Source organism: Actinomadura sp. 7K534 (genome assembly GCF_004348575.1).
GTDB lineage: Bacteria > Actinomycetota > Actinomycetes > Streptosporangiales > Streptosporangiaceae > Spirillospora > Spirillospora livida.
Window position 1 is genome coordinate 1 of sequence record NZ_SMKB01000156.1, and the last position, 17316, is coordinate 17316.

Annotated in this window: 14 protein-coding genes and 1 pseudogene; 2 read left to right on the forward strand and 13 right to left on the reverse strand. The window is 73.0% G+C overall.

Features of this window, described 5'->3' with window-relative positions:
• Positions 1-222: pseudogene (locus E1266_RS25495) on the reverse strand (hypothetical protein); the annotation flags it as partial.
• A 535-nt stretch (positions 223-757) separates the two neighbouring features.
• Between E1266_RS25495 and ileS the strand changes: the two are divergent.
• Together ileS and E1266_RS25510 are read left to right on the forward strand one after the other, a co-directional pair.
• Positions 758-3931 carry an isoleucine--tRNA ligase gene (gene ileS, locus E1266_RS25505; RefSeq protein ID WP_132051129.1) on the forward strand — a complete coding sequence of 1058 codons (3174 nt, stop codon included), beginning with the start codon at positions 758-760 and terminating at the stop codon, positions 3929-3931.
• Between the two features lie 284 nt (positions 3932-4215).
• On the forward strand, positions 4216-4842 hold the full coding sequence (locus tag E1266_RS25510) for a DUF1707 domain-containing protein (protein ID WP_132051131.1): 627 nt from the start codon (positions 4216-4218) through the stop codon (positions 4840-4842).
• 39 nt (positions 4843-4881) lie between these two features.
• On the opposite strand, the gene E1266_RS25515 is transcribed toward E1266_RS25510, so the two are convergent.
• From E1266_RS25515 to mraY, 12 genes are all read right to left on the reverse strand, one after another.
• Entirely contained in the window at positions 4882-6099 is a 1218-nt protein-coding gene (locus E1266_RS25515; RefSeq protein WP_132051133.1) for a hypothetical protein, read from the reverse strand.
• A gap of 138 nt (positions 6100-6237) precedes the next feature.
• A complete protein-coding gene (locus E1266_RS25520; protein ID WP_132051135.1) occupies positions 6238-7137 on the reverse strand; it encodes a DivIVA domain-containing protein in 900 nt (299 codons plus the stop codon).
• Positions 7138-7193: 56 nt separating this feature from the next.
• Positions 7194-7490, reverse strand: coding sequence for a YggT family protein (locus tag E1266_RS25525; RefSeq protein ID WP_132051137.1), 297 nt, complete (start codon positions 7488-7490; stop codon positions 7194-7196).
• Positions 7491-7512: 22 nt separating this feature from the next.
• On the reverse strand, positions 7513-8049 hold the full coding sequence (gene sepF, locus E1266_RS25530) for a cell division protein SepF (protein ID WP_132051139.1): 537 nt from the start codon (positions 8047-8049) through the stop codon (positions 7513-7515).
• A 126-nt stretch (positions 8050-8175) separates the two neighbouring features.
• Positions 8176-8907 carry a YggS family pyridoxal phosphate-dependent enzyme gene (locus tag E1266_RS25535; protein ID WP_207945907.1) on the reverse strand — a complete coding sequence of 244 codons (732 nt, stop codon included), beginning with the start codon at positions 8905-8907 and terminating at the stop codon, positions 8176-8178.
• The gene (gene pgeF, locus E1266_RS38915) at positions 8904-9632 is read right to left on the reverse strand and encodes a peptidoglycan editing factor PgeF (protein WP_207945908.1); all 729 of its coding nucleotides are present in this window, start codon (positions 9630-9632) and stop codon (positions 8904-8906) included. The genes E1266_RS25535 and pgeF overlap by 4 nt, the downstream gene beginning before the upstream one ends.
• On the reverse strand, positions 9629-11143 hold the full coding sequence (ftsZ, locus tag E1266_RS25540) for a cell division protein FtsZ (RefSeq protein WP_132051143.1): 1515 nt from the start codon (positions 11141-11143) through the stop codon (positions 9629-9631). The genes pgeF and ftsZ overlap by 4 nt, the downstream gene beginning before the upstream one ends.
• A 484-nt stretch (positions 11144-11627) precedes the next feature.
• On the reverse strand, positions 11628-12374 hold the full coding sequence (locus tag E1266_RS25545) for an FtsQ-type POTRA domain-containing protein (protein ID WP_243718860.1): 747 nt from the start codon (positions 12372-12374) through the stop codon (positions 11628-11630).
• Between the two features lie 232 nt (positions 12375-12606).
• Positions 12607-14013, reverse strand: coding sequence for a UDP-N-acetylmuramate--L-alanine ligase (murC, locus tag E1266_RS25550; protein WP_132051145.1), 1407 nt, complete (start codon positions 14011-14013; stop codon positions 12607-12609).
• Positions 14010-15104, reverse strand: coding sequence for an undecaprenyldiphospho-muramoylpentapeptide beta-N-acetylglucosaminyltransferase (gene murG / locus E1266_RS25555; protein WP_132051147.1), 1095 nt, complete (start codon positions 15102-15104; stop codon positions 14010-14012). The genes murC and murG overlap by 4 nt, the downstream gene beginning before the upstream one ends.
• 136 nt (positions 15105-15240) lie before the next feature.
• The gene (gene ftsW, locus E1266_RS25560; RefSeq protein ID WP_132051149.1) at positions 15241-16497 is read right to left on the reverse strand and encodes a putative lipid II flippase FtsW; all 1257 of its coding nucleotides are present in this window, start codon (positions 16495-16497) and stop codon (positions 15241-15243) included.
• 187 nt (positions 16498-16684) lie between these two features.
• The coding region (gene mraY, locus E1266_RS25565) for a phospho-N-acetylmuramoyl-pentapeptide-transferase (RefSeq protein ID WP_132051151.1) at positions 16685-17316 on the reverse strand (632 nt) is incomplete at its 5' end.

The following is a 17316-nucleotide window of genomic DNA, read 5'->3' on the forward strand; positions in this document are numbered from 1 at the left end:
GTCCCCGGAGGCACCGTCCGCCGCCCCGCCGGTCCCGCCGCGCTTGGCGGGGGCGCGCTTCGCCGCGGACCCGCCCGGTTTGGCGGCCGAGCCCTTGGCGGCGGGGGCCTTCGACGCGGCCCTCCCCGGTCCCGCGCCCTCATCGGCGGGCGGGTTCTCCGCGGGCGGATTCTCGGCGGGCGGTGTCTCGGCGGGCAGAGTGCCCTTCCTCGCGCCGGCCATGTCGGCCCCCCTCGCGCTGGTCGCCTCGACGGGCAGTGCGGGCAGCATAAGTCCCCTTTCTCGGACACGGCAAACAACCTGGGCAGCGTTACCGACCGCTTATGCCCCGGCACCGATCGCCCGGAAACCCCAGGACACCGCACGAGATCGCAAAGGAACGACACCGCCCCCCACAGCGGGCAAGGACGGCACGGAAACGGGAAGAGGAGCCGCCCCCGCGTGCGTTACAGTCGGGGCAAGCCAGAAGGCAGGCGCTGATGGGGACACCTGCCGCCGCACGCAGCCATGAGCGACCCGGGGACGGTGCGAGCCCGGGGGCGAGCCCGGCGGTCCGATCACCCCTGAGCCGCCGGAAGAACGGCCCCCCGGACACCGTCCGCGGGCCAAGTAGACCCGGCAGCCGAGGCTGAACGAAGCGGGCCGCGCCGTTCCGGCGCGGTCAAGGAGGGTGGTACCGCGGGGCCGCTCGGTCGATCCGGGCACGCGCCTCGTCCCTCCGGTCAACGTGGTCACGTCGATCCGGAGGTCCGCCATCGTGAGCCGAGGTTTTCGGCCGCTTCCCGCGCAGGTCGATCTGCCCGCCCTGGAGCGGGACATGCTGCGCCGCTGGCAGGAGGACAAGGTCTTCGAGCGGTCGCTGGAGCGCACCGCGTCCGGTCCCCGCTGGGTGTTCTACGAGGGCCCGCCGACCGCCAACGGCATGCCGGGCGTCCACCACGTCGAGGCGCGCGTGTTCAAGGACGTCTTCCCGCGCTTCAAGACCATGAAGGGCTACCACGTCCCCCGGAAGGCCGGCTGGGACTGCCACGGCCTGCCCGTCGAGGTCGCCGTGGAGAAGGAGCTCGGCCTCACCGGCAAGAAGGACATCGAGGAGTACGGCGTCGCGGAGTTCAACGACCGCTGCCGCGAATCGGTCCTGCGCCACGTGGACGCGTTCGAAGAGATGACCGAGCGCATGGGCTACTGGGTCAACACCGACCAGGCCTACCGCACGATGGACGCCGAGTACGTCGAGGCCGTCTGGTGGTCGCTCAAGCAGGTGTTCGACAAGGGCCTGCTGTTCCGCGACTACCGCATCACACCGTACTGCCCCCGCTGCGGGACGGGCCTGTCCGACCATGAGCTGGGCCAGCCCGGAGCCTACGAGGAGGTGTCCAGCCCGTCGGTGTACGTGCGGATGCCCGTGACCTCCGGCCCGCTCGCCGAACTGGACGCCGCGCTGCTCATCTGGACGACGACGCCCTGGACGCTGGTCTCCAACACCGCCGTCGCCGTCCACCCCGACGTCGCCTACGTCGCCGCCAGGCCCGCGGGCTCCGACGAAGTCCTCGTCGTGGCCGAACCCCTCCTCGACCAGGTGCTCGGCGACGACGCGGAGCGACTGGCCACGTACCAGGGCGCCGACTTGGAGCGCACCACCTACCGGCGGCCGTTCGACCTGGTCGACATCCCCGACGCGCACTACGTCGTCCTGGGCGACTACGTCACCGTCGAGGACGGCACCGGCCTCGTCCACCAGGCCCCCGCGTTCGGCGCCGACGACATGACCGTCTGCAAGAACTACGGGATGCCGATCGTCAACCCGATCGGGCCCGACGGGCGCTTCCTGCCCGAGGTGCCGCTGGTCGGCGGCAAGTTCTTCAAGGACGCCGACGAGCCGCTCACCGACGACCTCCGCGAGCGGGGCCTGCTGTTCCGCGGCGGGCACTTCGAGCACAGCTACCCGCACTGCTGGCGCTGCCACACACCGCTGCTGTACTACGCGCTGCCCGCCTGGTACATCCGCACCACCCAGATCAAGGACCGGCTCCTCGAGGAGAACGAGAAGACGAACTGGTACCCCGGGACGGTCAAGCACGGCCGGTACGGGGAGTGGCTGCGCAACAACGTCGACTGGTCCCTCTCACGCAGCCGCTACTGGGGCACTCCCCTGCCCCTGTGGGTCTGCGACGACGACCACGTCACCTGCGTCGGGTCCCTGAAAGAACTGGGCGAGCTCGCCGGCGGCGACATGTCGACGCTCGACCCCCACCGCCCCTACGTGGACGACGTCACGTTCTCCTGCCCCCAGTGCGGGACGGAGGCGCGCCGCGTCCCCGACGTCATCGACGCCTGGTACGACTCCGGGTCGATGCCGTTCGCGCAGTGGGGCGCCCCCCACCGCAACAACGAGGTCTTCGAGAACTCCTACCCCGCCCAGTACATCTGCGAGGCGCAGGACCAGACCCGCGGGTGGTTCTACTCCCTCATGGCCGTGGGCACGCTCGTCTTCGACAGGTCGTCCTACGAGAACGTCGTGTGCCTCGGGCTGATCCTCGCCGAGGACGGCCGCAAGATGAGCAAGCACCTCGGCAACGTGCTGCGGCCCATCCCGCTGATGGACCAGCACGGCGCCGACGCCGTCCGCTGGTTCATGGCCGCCAGCGGCCTGCCCTGGGCGTCCCGCCGCGTCGGCCACGGCGCCCTGGAGGAGATCGTCCGCAAGGTCCTCCTGACCTACTGGAACACCGCGTCCTTCTTCGTCCTGTACGCGAACGCCGCGCAGGCGCAGGGCCGCGCGTGGACGCCGGACCGCCTCGCCGAGGCGCCCGCCCCGGCCGACCGCCCCCTCCTGGACCGCTGGGCGCTCGCCGAACTGCACCGCACGGTCCGCGAGGTCGACGCCGCCCTGGAGGACTTCGACACCGCCCGCGCCGGACGGTTCCTGTCCCAGTTCGTCGACGACCTGTCCAACTGGTACGTGCGCCGCTCCCGCCGCCGCTTCTGGGAGGGCCCCGAGACCCCCGACGGCTCCGCGGCCTTCGCGACCCTCTACGAGTGCCTGGAGACCCTCACCCGCCTGATGGCGCCGCTGGTGCCGTTCATCACCGACCACGTGTGGGACGTCATCCGCCCCGCCGACGGCCCCGAGTCGGTGCACCTGGCCGACTGGCCGGTCGTGAACGAGCACGTCCTCGACGACGCGCTGACGGAGCAGATGGCCCTCGTCCGCCGCCTGGTCGAACTGGGCCGCTCGGCCCGCGCCGCCAGCGGCGTCCGCACGCGCCAGCCCCTGGGCCGCGCCCTGGTCGGCGCCGCCGGCTGGGCCGCGCTGCCCGATCAGCTCCGCGCGCAGATCTCCGAGGAGCTCAACGTCCTCGGCTTCGAGGAGCTCTCCTCTATCGGCGGCGACCTGGTCGAGTACGAGGTGAAGCCCAACTTCCGCGAGCTGGGCAAGCGCTACGCCAAGGACACCCCGAAGGTCGCCAAGGCGATCACGTCGACCGACCCGGCGACCCTGGTCGGCGCGCTCCGCGCCGGCACCGCCGAGGTGGAGCCCGAGGGCCTGGGCAGGGTCCCCCTGTCCCCCGACGACGTGATCGTCACCGAGCGTCCGCGCAGCGGCTGGGCGGTGGAGAGCGCCGCCGGCGAGACGGTGGCGCTCGACCTCACCGTCACCCCCGAGCTGCGCCGCGCCGGCCTGGTCCGCGAGGCCGTCCGCCTGGTCCAGGAGGCCCGCAAGGCCGCGGGCCTGGAGGTGACCGACCGCATCGACCTGTGGTGGGAGGCGACCGGCACCGACCTGGCAGAGGCCCTCCGCGCCCACTCGGACGAAGTGGCCTCCGAAGTCCTGGCGACCACCGTGACCGAGGGCCGCCCCGACTCCCTCCCCGCAACAAGAGACGAGGAACTGGGCCTCACCTACTACCTCCGCAAAACCACCACCTGAAACCACGGTTTCTCAGAAGAACACCCACCTGAGTGATCGCTTACGGGTCGTGCGGCCGGAGCGAGCGCAGCGAGCGCAGGCCGCACGACCCGCCGAGCCGGGCGACCGCAGCGACACTCACACGCCTGGCACGGTCACACCAGACCGCAACGGTGGCGTGAGGATCGACCGGCTCGGACCGGGGGTTCCAGGGGGTCGCCCCCCTGGACCAGCACTGCAATGATTGGGGGGTGAGTCTTTCCGAGCAGCCCTCCGAGTCCCCTGGGCGGTCGTCCCCTCCGGCCATGCGCGCGTCGGACGCGGATCGTGATCAGGTCGCCGATCGGTTGCGTGAGGCGCTGGCGGAGGGGCGCATCACCCCGGAGGAGCACGCCGAGCGCATCGACCTGGTGTACAAGGCGAAGACGTACGCGGACCTGGAGCCGGTGCTCAGTGATCTGCCGGCCGCGGCGGGGCCGCGGGTGGATCTGCGTAAGGAGGCGCGGGTGCCCGCGCCGCCTCCGCCGCAGTCGCCGAACATCGTGGCGGTGTTCGGCGGGGCGGAGCGGAAGGGGCGCTGGCTGGTCGAGCGCAGCACGAATGTGACGTGCATCTTCGCCGGCGTGGACGTGGACTTCCGGCAGGCGGTGCTCAGCCAGGCCGAGGTGACCGTCAACGTCATCTGCGTGTTCGGCGGCGTGGACATCGTGGTGCCGCCCGGTGTCCGGGTGGTGGGGTCCAATGTGGCGATCTTCGGCGGGAACGACATGCCGGAGGACGACACGGTGGCGCCGGACGCGCCGGTGATCCGGGTGACGGGCGTGACGTTGTTCGGCGGCGTGTCCGTCACGCGCAAGGAGCTGAGCGGCAAGGGCCGGAAGAACCGGCACAAGGAGCTGCGCCGGCTGCACGAGCGCCGCCACGGCCACTGAGGGCGCCCGGCGCGGGCGCCCTGTCAGTCGCCGTAGCGGTCAGTCGCGGGCGTGCTCGCGGTCGGGCTGGCAGACGAGGCAGGGCGTGCAGCCGCGGGACTTGGCCTCTCCGCGGGACAGCGACTCCAGGTCGTCGGCCTCGTCCCCGATGTCCTCGATGAGGGCGCAGTCGGTGCGGTGGTAGCGCTTGGTGCCGCTGAGGATGCGGACCTGCGGGCCCTCGTCGTCGTCGGCGTCCGGGGCCGCCTGCGGCGCGGCCGACTGCGGCGCGGGGGCGTCCTCGTCGGCGTCGCGGGGCTTCGGAGCCGCGGTCTCCGGGGCGGTGTCGGCCTCCGGGGCCGCGTCGTCGGACGCGGGTTCCGGCTCGGGGGCGATGTCCGCTGAGCGGGAGGCGGGCTCGGCGGGCTCCTCCTCCGGGACGGGCTCCTTCGGCTCCGGCTCGGCGGGCTTCTGGGGCGTGAAGATGCTCGCGACCGGCATGTCGGTGAGGGTCGGTCCGGCGGGGCCGGGCGCGGGGCGCTCCGGCTCGTCCGCCGGCTCCGGACGCGGGATCTCGGCCGTCCGGTCGAAAGAAGTGGGAGCGGGCGCCGGGCTGGGCGCCGGCTTGGCGAGGCCCGCCAGGCCGCCCTCGGGGCGTGCCGCGCCGGGCTTCGGAGGCGGGGCCCCGTCCCTGCCCGCCCTGCTCGCGTCGGGGGACGCTGGTGCCGACGCCGCGGCGCGCGCCGCCAGTGCGGTGTCGGGCATGCAGGCGGTACAGGGGCTGAACCCCTCCTCCTTGGCCTCGGCGTAGGTCAGCTCTTCGGTCTCGCGTCCGGCGAGCTGGCGGCAGGTGTCGAGGTGGTAGCGCTTGCGGCCGCGGACGACGAACACCAGCGCGTCGTCGGGGACGTCGGCCGGCGGGGCGGGGATCTCCACCTCGTCGTCGGCCGGGTCCGCCGCCGGGGCGGTGGTCGCCGGGGCGCCCTTCGCGCTCGCGGTGGACGCGGCGGGCGCGGGCTTCTTGCGCTTGTCCTTCTTGGCGGTCTTCCGGGTCTTGCGGGCGGGCGCCGCCGCGGCGCCCGGGAAGATCTCCTTGCGGCGCAGGAACACCCCGATGGCCAGGCAGAGCGCCGAGACGATGCTGACCGCGATCGAAATGTAGATCACGAACAGCGCGTCCAGGTTGAAGACCTCCGCGCTGTCTCCGTTGCCGGCGACGATGCCCGCGACGAGCAGGGCGATCGCCACGACCACGAGGACGCCGCTCAGGATGATCACAGGGTTTCTCTCCCTCGTTCAGGCCGCTCGGCTCCGGGCCGGCACGCCCCTGCCGCACTCCTCCCGCGCCGCCGGGATGGCCGCGATGCCACCCTCGGCGCCGGCGGTAGGGAAGACACTATCGCCCGCGACGCCGGTTCAGCGCCGTTCGTGCGGCGGGTTGTCGCCTCCGGAGTGGAAGGCCCCGGTGGCCGAGTGCTGCACCTGCTGGTGTTCGGCGGGCGGCGGGAACTGGCCGGGCGCCGGTCCGGTGCCGCCGTTGCGGTTCTCGGCGTGCGGGACGGTGCTCTGCGGGCCCGTCTGCGGCGGGCTCTGCGTCTGGGCGGCGCCCGGGACGGCGGCGAACGCACCCGTCTCGGTGCTGCCGGCCTCCAGGTCGCGCAGCTGGCCCTCCAGGTAGACCTTCAGGCGGCTGCGGTACTCGCGCTCGAACGCGCGCAGGTTGTCGACCTCGCGCTCGAGCTCCTCGCGCTGCTGCACGAGCGAGCCCATGACCTGACGGTGGCGCTCCTGCGCGTCGCGGTCGAGGGCCTCGGCGCGGGAGCGGGCCTCGCTGACGATCTGGTCGGCCTGCCGGCGGGCCTTGCCGAGGATCTCCTCGGCCTCGCGGCGAGCGCGGCCGAGCGTCTCGTCGGCCTCGCGGCGGGCGTCGGCGATCGCCTGGTCGGCGGTCTGCTGGGCCAGCGCGAGCACGCGGGCCGCGGTGTCCATGTTGTCCTCGCCGCTGTGCGCGGGGGCCATGCCGAGGCCGCCGAGCACGGGCTCCGGCTCGGGCTGCGGCTGCGGCTCGGGACGCGGCGGCTCGGGGATCTTCTGGACGTCGGGCTTCGGCTCCACGATGGGAGCGGCCATGGCGGGAACCTTGCCGCGCAGGCACTCGGCGAGCTTGGCCCGCAGTTCCTCGTTCTCCTGGATGAGGCGGTCCAGCTCTGCCTCGACCTCGTCGAGGAAGGCGTCCACCTCCTCCTCGTCGTACCCCGGCCTCAGCCTGGTGGTACTGAACTGCTTGTTCCGCACATCGGCGGGTGTCAGCGGCATGTTCTCGTCTCCTTGGCGCGCTTGGAGTATGTCCCAAAGGACGGTATCCGATCCACCTAGACTCCACCGAACGCGGAGCCGACGATGATGATCAAGATCCAGACCACAAGGATGAGCACGGTGAAGCTGAGGTCCAGCGCAACGTTACCCAGTCGGATGGGCGGGATGAAGCGTCTAAGGAATTTCAGGGGCGGATCGGTGACGGTGTAGGTCGCCTCGGCGATCACCAGCAGGACCCCGGTCGGCCTCCACTGCCGGGCGAAGGACTGCAGGATCTCCAGGATCAGCCTCCCGATCAGGAACAGGAGGAAGAAGTACAGGATCGCCTGCAGGATGGTGCCAACGATGTTCACTGGTTCTCTCGCAAGTACGCTCTCAGCTCTGGTTGAAGAAGCCTCGTTCGGCCATCCGGGCCTTGTCCTCCGCCGTCACCTCCACGTTGGCGGGTGACAGGAGGAACACCTTGTTCGTAACACGCTCGATGCTCCCGTGCAGGCCGAACACGAGACCCGCCGCGAAGTCGACCAGACGTTTGGCGTCGCTGTCGACCATCTCGGTGAGATTCATGATCACCGGCGTGCCCTCCCGGAAGTGCTCCCCGATGGTCCGCGCTTCGTTGTAGGTCCTCGGGTGCAGCGTAGTGATACGCGCGAGGTCGGTGGTACCGGACTCGTAGAGCGCTACCGAGCGCCGCTCGATCGTCGACGTGGAGTGATGGTCGCGTTCGCGGTCCGCGCTCTCGTCCGCTCGGGTAAGCTGGCCGCCGGATTCGTCCTCGCGACGGCGGCCCTGCCCGGTGTCGGCTTCTTCGTCGTAGAGCTCGTAGTCGTCGTAGTCGCCGTACTTGTCGTCGTAGCGGTCGTCCTCCACAAGGCCGAGGTAGACCGCCATCTTGCGCATCGCGCTGGCCATACGCCCCTCCGTGTCCTGTGGCCGCGGCTCCGGGCGCATCCGGCGCCGTCGTCGGACTTCCGTTCGTCGGACTTCCGTCCACCCGATGTGGCGTCCCGCGTTGCGGCAGGTACCACTCGGGGGACATTACCTGACGATTGCCCGTCGGCCGCCGAGCAACGCCGTACCGACCCGCAGGTGTGTCGCGCCGCACGCGATCGCCTGTTCCAGATCGCCGCTCATACCCGCAGAGACGATCGAAGCGGCCGGATGGTTCCGGCGCAGCCGGGCGGCGACCTCGCCCAGCCGCGTGAAGGCGGGCAGCGGGTCGGCGCCGAGCGGGGCGACGGCCATCACCCCGCCGAGTTCCAGGCCGTCGGCCTCGGCGATCCGGTCGGCGAGCGAGGGTGCGTCGACGGGGGGCACGCCGCCCCGTTCCCGCACCTCGGAGGGGGTCCCCTCGTCCAGGGAGACCTGGACGAGGCAGCGCAGCGCGCGGCCGGCGCGGACGGCGGCATTCGACAGGGACGTGACCAGCCGGGGCCTGTCCACCGAGTGCACGACGTCGGCGTACCCGGCGACGGCGCCGGCCTTGTTGGTCTGCAGCCGGCCGACGAAGTGCCAGGTGAGGGGGAGGTCGGCGCATTCGGCGGCCTTCGGGCGGGCCTCCTGGTCGCGGTTCTCGCCGATGTCGGTGAGGCCGAGTCCGGCCAGCAGCCGCACATCGGACGCGGGGAAGGTCTTGGTGACGGCGATCAGCGTGATCTCCGACTGGTCCCGGCCGGCGGCGGCGCAGGCGGCGGCGATGCGCGCCCGGACGCCGGCGATGCCCTCGGCGAGTTCGGCGCGGCGCTCCTCGGTGGCGCGCTCCTCGGTCACGCGTCGCCCTTGAGCCAGACGTAGCCGGCGAAGCGGCCGGTGCGGCCGTCGCGGCGGTAGGAGAAGAGGCCCGGGTCCTCGATGGTGCAGCGGGGGTCGACCCGCACCGAGGTCACGCCGGCGGCGGCGAGCTGCTCGGCGATGCCGGCGCGGATGTCGAGGCCGGGGGTGCCCTCGGACGTGGTGGAGTACGCGGCGGGGACCACGGCGGCGACCTCGTCCCGCATCGCCCCGGGGACCTCGTAGCAGCCGCCGCATGCGGCGGGGCCGATCGCGGCGGTCATCCGGGCGGGTTCCGCGCCGCGCTCGCACATCGCCTTCACCAGCGCGGGGACGACGCCGGCGGCGGTCCCGGGGCGGCCGGAGTGGGCGGCGCCGACGACCCCGGCCGCGGGGTCGGCGAGCAGGACGGGCGCGCAGTCGGCGACCAGCACGGCGAGCGCGAGGCCGGGCACGTCGGTGACGGTCGCGTCGACGGGCCCGGGGAGGTCGGTGGAGGTGGCGAACGCGACGTCGGCGCCGTGCACCTGCCGCATGAAGACGGTGCGTCCGGGGTCGACGCCGAGCGCGCGGGCGGCGAGCCGCCGGTTCTCCTGGACGGCCGCGGGGTCGTCGCCGACCGCGCCGCCCAGGTTGAGGGAGTCGTAGGGGTCGGGGCTCACGCCGCCGGCGCGTCCGGTGAAGGCGGCGCCGACGCCGCCCCCCAGGGCGACGGTGGTGATCACTTCAGGAAGTCGGGGACGTCGAGGTCGTCGTCCTCGTCGAACACCACGGGACGGCGGCGCTGCCCGGACGAGGCCGGGCCGCCGCCGTCGTTCTCCCCGGCGTGCACCCGCGAGGGCGACTGCTCCGCGGACGGCCGGGGTGCGGGTGCGCGCGAGCCGCCGGACTCCCCCGCGGACGCGGCGGAGTCGCGGTCGGCGGCCGGACCCGGCTGGGACGCGCCGTCCGGCCGGGCGGGCTCGGCCGACTCACCGCGCCCGGCGGCCCGGTCGTCGCGGCCCGGCGCGGCGGGCGGCTGGGCCCGGTCGCTCTCGGAGCGCGGCGGCGCGGGGGCGGCCGCGGACGCCGGCGGCTGCTGCGGCGCGGCGGCGGCCTGCGCCACCGACTGCTGGGGCGCCTGCTGCGCGGGCTGCTGGGACGCGGGCTGCGCGGCGGACTGGTGCGCGGGCCCGCCGTCCGACCGCCCGACCCGGCTCGGGATCGGGTTGGCCGACGCGGGCGGCGGCACCGGGCGCGGCGGCGGTGGCAGGCGCTTGCTCTCCGGTTCGGGGGCCGGCTTCACGGGTCGGCCCTCGTCAAAACCCGCGGCGATCACCGTCACCCGGACCTCGTCGCCCAGCGCGTCGTCGATGACCGCGCCGAAGATGATGTTCGCGTCGGGCGCGGCGGCGTTGGACACCAGCTGCGCCGCCTCGTTGATCTCGAACAGGCCGAGGTCGGAGCCGCCGGAGATCGACAGCAGCACGCCGTGCGCGCCGTCGATGCTGGCCTCCAGCAGCGGGCTGGAGATCGCCATCTCGGCCGCGGCGACGCTGCGGTCGTCGCCGCGCGCGGAGCCGATGCCCATCAGCGCCGAGCCGGCGCCGGACATGACGGACTTGACGTCCGCGAAGTCCAGGTTGATCAGGCCCGGGGTGGTGATGAGGTCCGTGATGCCCTGCACACCGGACAGGAGCACCTGGTCGGCGGCCTTGAACGCGTCCAGCACGCTGACCTGCCGGTCGGAGATCGACAGCAGCCGGTCGTTGGGGATCACTATGAGGGTGTCGACCTCGTCGCGCAGCGTCTCGATGCCGGCCTCGGCCTGCATCGCGCGGCGCTTGCCCTCGAAGCTGAACGGGCGGGTGACCACGCCGATCGTCAGCGCGCCGAGCGAGCGCGCGATGTTGGCCACCACGGGCGCGCCGCCGGTGCCGGTGCCGCCGCCCTCTCCGGCGGTGACGAACACCATGTCGGCGCCCTTGAGGACCTCTTCGATCTCCTCCCGGTGGTCTTCGGCCGCCTTGCGGCCGACGTCCGGGTTCGCGCCGGCGCCGAGGCCCCGGGTGAGCTCGCGGCCCACGTCCAATTTCACGTCGGCGTCACTCATCAGCAGCGCCTGGGCGTCCGTGTTGATCGCGATGAACTCGACGCCCTTGAGTCCCTCTTCGATCATCCGGTTGACGGCGTTGACGCCGCCGCCGCCGATGCCGACGACCTTGATGACCGCGAGGTAATTCTGCGGTGCTGCCACGACGAGGGGCCTTTCCGCTCTATCCGACCGCCCTGCCCGGTCTGCCGACCGTGCCGCCGCGGTTTTCCTGACCTGTGTGCTTTTTGCGGGCCGAGCCCGGGCGGGATCCGGCATGCTCGCCGGTCACCCTGAACCCTCACCCTCAACCTGAGGCTTACAGTTATGTCAACCTGAGGACTGATACGGACAGTAGGGCGGCCTTACGGCCAGGGTCAACTAACCTCCCCCCAACTCCACCGGCGTGTCGCACTGGGCACGGATTTGCCCTGGTCGGCGAAGGAGATCTGGTTGTTCCGGGGCAGTGCACGCCGCCGTCCCCTCCCGCCTCGCGCATCGGTCCGTCCGCGCCGCCCGCCGGACGCGGGCGGCCGTTCAAGCGTGCCCCATCGGGCGACCGGAATCGCCGCGACACACGCACCGGACCCGAACGGCGCCGCGAACACGTCCCCGAGAGCGGCCGGCCTTCGTGCCGGCGGCCCGCGCGTCACTGCGTCTTGAGCACCTCGGGCGCGCTGACGTCGGCGGTGCGGACGGCCCGCCCCGCCGCCGTGCGCCACAGCGCCTCCAGCAGCCTGATCTTCTCCTCTGCCCGTTCCGCGGCGCCCCACACCACCGTCTGCCCGCTCGCCATCCGCAGCGTGACCGCCTCGGGCCCGGTCGCCCCGACCTCGCGCACGTTCTTCGCCATCCATTCCGGCAGGCCGGAGAGCACGGACAGGGCGGCCAGCGTCGTCCGGTCGGACGGTCCGGGCGTGGCGACGGCCAGCGCCGGAAGGCCGGACGGCCTGGCCTCCCCGTCAGCCACGACCACACCGTGCCGGTCGATGCGGTGGTGGCGCCCGCCGCGCTCGAACGCGGCCACGGGGATCCGCTCGCGCACCACGATGCGGACGGTGCCCGGCCAGTGCCGCTCGATCTCCGCGGACTCGACCTCCCGGAGCCGCTCGACCCGTTCCCCGATCTCCCCGGTCGCCAGCCGCGCCATCGGCTTGCCGAGGCTGATCCCGGCGGCGGCGACGACGCGGTCGGGGGCGGCGAGCTCCGTGCCGGTCACCTCGACGTGCCGAACCACCAGCAGCCGCGAGCCGAGCAGCACCCACGTCACCGCGGCGAGCGCCGCCACGACCAGCAGGCTGACGAACACGACCTTCCACCGCGCCGGCCGACCACGCCGCTCGCGCTCCTGCTCCTCTTCCGGTGCCGCCCGCCGACCCGTCTGCGACTCGGTCATGACGCAAGCTTTGCACCGTTCTCCCCCGGCCGGGCCCGACCGCACTCCGGCGGCGTGTCATAGAACGTGGTCCGAAGTGACCCCGGCCATGCACGCGAGCGCCTTACCTGACCCGGGAGGCGAGGCCGATGGCGAGCCTCCCTGGGAAGATCGCGAAGCGATGCCGCGCTCGCACAGGCCAGGTCACGTAGCGAGCCGCTAGCCGAGCGAAGTGGGCCTGGACTGCAAAAGATCAGGTGGCGAGGTTGTCCAGGATTGTGGGGCCGAGCGCGGTGACGTCGCCGGCGCCCAGGGTGATGACGACGTCGCCGGGGCGGGCCAGCGAGGCGGCGAGGCCGGGGACCTCGGCGCGGACGGGCGCGTAGACGGTCTCGGTGCCCGCCGGGACGGCGTCCGCGACCAGCGCGCCCGTGACGCCGGGCTCCGGGTCCTCGCGGGCGCCGTAGACGTCCATGACGACGGCGACGTCGGCGAGGCCGAGCGCGGCGCCGAACTCGGCGGCGAAGAACCGGGTGCGGCTGTACAGGTGCGGCTGGAAGACCGCGACGATGCGGCCGCCGCCCTCCTTCTCGCCCAGGTAGTCGCGGGTGGCGTCCAGGTCGGCGGTCAGCTCGGTGGGGTGGTGGGCGTAGCTGTCGAACACCTCGACGCCGCCGGCCTCGCCCTTGCGCTCCAGCCGCCGCATCGCGCCGCCGAACGCGGCGAGACCCGCGCGGACGGGCGCGTCGTCGTGGCCGAGGGCCTGCGCGACCGCGACCACGGCGGCGGCGTTCAGCGCGTTGTGCCGGCCGGGGACGCCCAGCTCGACCTCGCCGAACCCGCCGAGGTGGAACCGGGAGCCGAGACCGCGCGGGGTGAAGCCGGTCACCCGCAGGTCGGCGCCCTCGGCCTCCCCGTACGTCCGGACGGTCAGGCCGCGCGCCCGCGCCCGGTCCGCCAGCTCCACCGCGACCGGGTCGTCGGCGCCGGCGATGAGCGTCCCGCCGGGCTCGATCCGGTCGGCGAACTTGGCGAAGTTCTCCTTCACCATCTCGAAGCCGCCGTAGTTGTCGAGGTGGTCGGCCTCGACGTTGGTGACGACCGCGATGTGCGGGGTGTACATGAGGAACGAGCCGTCGCTCTCGTCGGCCTCGGCGACGAACACGTCGCCGGTGCCCTCGTCGGCGCCGAGCCCGGTGGTGACCAGCTGCCCGCCGATGCAGTAGGACGGGTCGGCGCCCGCGTGCTGGAGCGCGACCGTGAGCATCGACGTCGTCGTGGTCTTGCCGTGCGTGCCGGCGACCGCGACCGCCCGGCGGCCCGCCATCAGCGAGGCGAGCGCGGCGGAGCGGTGCAGGATCCGCAGGCCGCGCTCGCGGGCGGCGACCAGTTCGGGGTTGCCGTCCCGGATCGCGGTGGAGACGACCACGGTGTCGGCGTCGCCCAGGTACGCGGCGTCGTGCCCGACGAAGACCTTCGCGCCGAGGTCGCCGAGCTGGGTGAGCAGCTCGGAGTCGCGCGCGTCGCTGCCGGACACGGCGATGCCGCGCCGCAGCATGATGCGGGCGATGCCGGACATCCCCGCGCCCCCGATGGCGATGAAGTGGACCCGGCCGAGCTCGCCGGCGGGCACGACGCCGCTTGGATCGACCATGCTCATCGGGCGGTGCCCGCCGAGCGGACCACGTCGTACACCATCTGGGCGAGCGCGACGTCGGCGTCCCGGCGGCCCATCCGCCCGGCGGCCTCCGACATCGCCGCGACCCGGCCGGGGTCGCCCAGCACCGGCAGCACGTTCTGCACGATCCACTCGGGCGTGAGGTCGGCGTTGTCGACGAGGAGGCCGCCGCCCGCCGCGACGATCGGCTCCGCGTTCAGCCGCTGCTCCCCGTTGCCGATCGGCAGCGGCACGTACGCCGCGGGCAGCGCCACCGCGGCCAGCTCGGCGCAGGTCATCGCGCCGGCGCGGCACATGGCCATGTCGGCGGCGGCGTAGGCGAGGTCCATCCGGTCGCAGTACGGGATCGTGACGTACTGGGGGCCGCCGGACACCGGCTCGGGCTGCTCGTTGTTCTTCGGCCCGACGATGTGCAGGACCTGGATGCCCGCCTGCCGGAAGTACGGCGCGGCGGCCACCGCGGCCTGGTTGAGCGAGCGCGCGCCCTGCGAGCCGCCGAAGATCAGCAGGGTCGGCAGGTCGGGCAGGAGCCCGAAGTAGGAGCGGGCCTTGTCGCCCATCGCGAGCCGGTCGAGGGTGGAGATCTCGCGGCGCAGCGGGATGCCGACGAAGGTCGGGTTGGGCAGCGGCGAGTCGGCGTGCGAGACCGCGACGTGGTCGGTGAAGCGCGCGCCGAGCTTGTTGGCGAGGCCGGGCTTGGGGTTGGCCTCGTGGACGATGATCGGCACCTTGCGCTTGCGCGCGGCCAGGTAGCCGGGGGTGGCGACGTAGCCGCCGAACCCGACGAGGATGTCGGCGCGGGCCTGGTCGAGGACGGCCGCCGCCGCGTTGATCGCGCCGCGCAGCCGGCCGGGGACCGACAGCAGCTGCGGGGTCAGGGTGCGCGGCAGCGGCACCGGGGGGATCAGGGCGAGCTCGTAGCCGCGCTGCGGGACGAGGCGCGTCTCCAGGCCCCGCTCGGTGCCGAGGCAGACGATCCCGACGTTGGGGTCGTTGCGGCGCAGCGCGTCCGCGAGAGCCAGTGCGGGCTCGATGTGTCCGGCGGTGCCGCCGCCGGCCAGGACAACCCTCATGCTGGTTGACAACTCCTCAGCGTGTTCGACTTGTCGGGTGCCGTACGTCCGGCGTGCGGGCGCGCACACGGACGCGGCGACGGCACCCCGGAGGGGGCGAGTCGGTCCGGGGAGGCCCCCGGCCCCCGGAGGGGGTTCAGCGCCGTGCCAGACCCAGCCAGCTTAGAGCCCTCACGACCGGTCCGGGGCCCCGTGCGGAGAGTGCTTGCCTGGCACCCGGCTCGCGTTTGGCGAACGCGAGCAGCATCCCGAGCGCGAACAGGCTCGGGATGAGGGCCGAACCGCCGTAGGACACCAGCGGAAGCGGGATCCCGGTAATGGGTAGGACGGCGATGACCGCGCCGATGTTCACGATGGCCTGCACGACGAGCCACGCCGTCGCGCCCGCCGCGGCGAGCCGGGTGAACGGGTCCTTCACCCGCCGCGCGATCCGCAGCCCGGCGTAGGCGAGCAGCCCGAACAGCGACAGGACGACGAGGGTGCCGACGAGCCCGAACTCCTCCCCGATGATGGCGAAGATGAAGTCGGTCTCGGCCTCGGGCAGGTAGTCCCACTTGGCGCGGCCCTCCCCGAGCCCCGTGCCGAACAGGCCGCCGGACGCCAGCGCGTACAGGCCCTGCGTGCTCTGGTAGTTCGTGGTGAGCTGGTTGCCGGACGGGTCGAGGAAGCCGGTGAGCCGCTGCATCCGGTACGGCTCGACGACGATGAGGATCGACACCAGCAGGCAGACCAGCCCCGCCATGCCGACGAACAGCCGGCCGGGCGCGCCGACGACCCACAGCAGCCCGAGGAAGATGGTGAGCAGCACCAGCGTGGTGCCGAGGTCGCTGCCCATCATCACCAGCAGGACCAGCAGTCCCGCGCCCGGCATCAGCGGGACCAGCAGCGGCCGCCACTCGGTGAGCTGGCCGAGGCGGTCCTTGCGGGCCAGCAGGTCGGCGCCCCACAGCACGAGTGCGAGCTTGGCCAGCTCGGACGGCTGCACCTGCACCGGCCCGAGGTCGACCCAGCGGGTCGCGCCGCCCGCGCTGCGGCCGAGCCCGGGGACCAGCACCAGTGTGAGGATCACGATCGCGAGCAGCAGCATCGGGTAGGCGAGCGCGCGGAACGTCCGCACGGGCAGGCGGGACGCCAGCCACATGCCGGGCAGCCCGATCGCCATCCACAGGGCCTGCTTCTGGAACAGCGTGAACGCCGAGCCCGTCGCCTGGATCTGGGCGACGCTGGACGCCGACAGCACCATCGTCAGGCCCAGCGCGAGCAGCATGACCGTGCAGCCCAGCACCAGGTAGTAGGACGTCAGCGGACGGTCGAGCAGCCCGATGGCGGCGACGACCTGCTCGCGCGGCCCCGGGCGGCCGCCGTCGTCCTCGTCGGCCGGTACGGCGGCCATGTCTACCGGACGGTTCCGGCGCGGCGCCCGGCGGCGCGGCGGGCGCGCCCGGGGGGCTCGGCAACGGCGCGGTTCATGGCCCCAGTGTCGGGGCCGGGGGCGCCCGCGGCGGGGACATCGGACGCGTGTCGCGCGAACGCCCCGGCGCCGCCGGCACGGCCCGGCCCGCACTCCCGGCGGCGGCCGCTCAATTCTTCGGCATCCATTCCAGGTAGAACAGGCCGATGCCGATCGCGACGAACAGCGCGGACATCAGCCAGAACCGCACGACGATCGTGGTCTCGGCCCAGCCGGACAGCTCGAAGTGGTGCTGCAGCGGGGCCATCTTGAACACGCGCTTGCCGGTCATCTTGAACCCGCCGACCTGGATCATCACCGACAGGGTGATCATCACGATCAGCCCGCACAGGATGGCGAGCAGGAACTGGGTGCGGGTGAGGATCGCCAGGCCGACCAGGACGCCGCCGAGCGCCAGCGACCCGGTGTCGCCCATGAAGATCTTCGCGGGCGGGGCGTTCCACCACAGGAAGCCGAACACGCCGCCGAGCACGGCCGCCGCGACGACCGCGAGGTCGAGGGGGTCGCGGACGGTGTAGCACTTCGGGTCGAGCGCGAACTCGCAGCTGTTGCGCAGCTGCCAGTTGCCGATGATGACGTAGGCGGCCAGCACCATCCCGGCCGGGCCGGCGGCGAGGCCGTCCAGCCCGTCGGTGAGGTTGACGCCGTTGGACATCGCCGCGATCAGCAGCAGCGCCCAGATCACGAACAGGTACGGGCCGATCGGGGGGCCGAAGTCGCGGAGGAAGGAGAGGCTGGGGG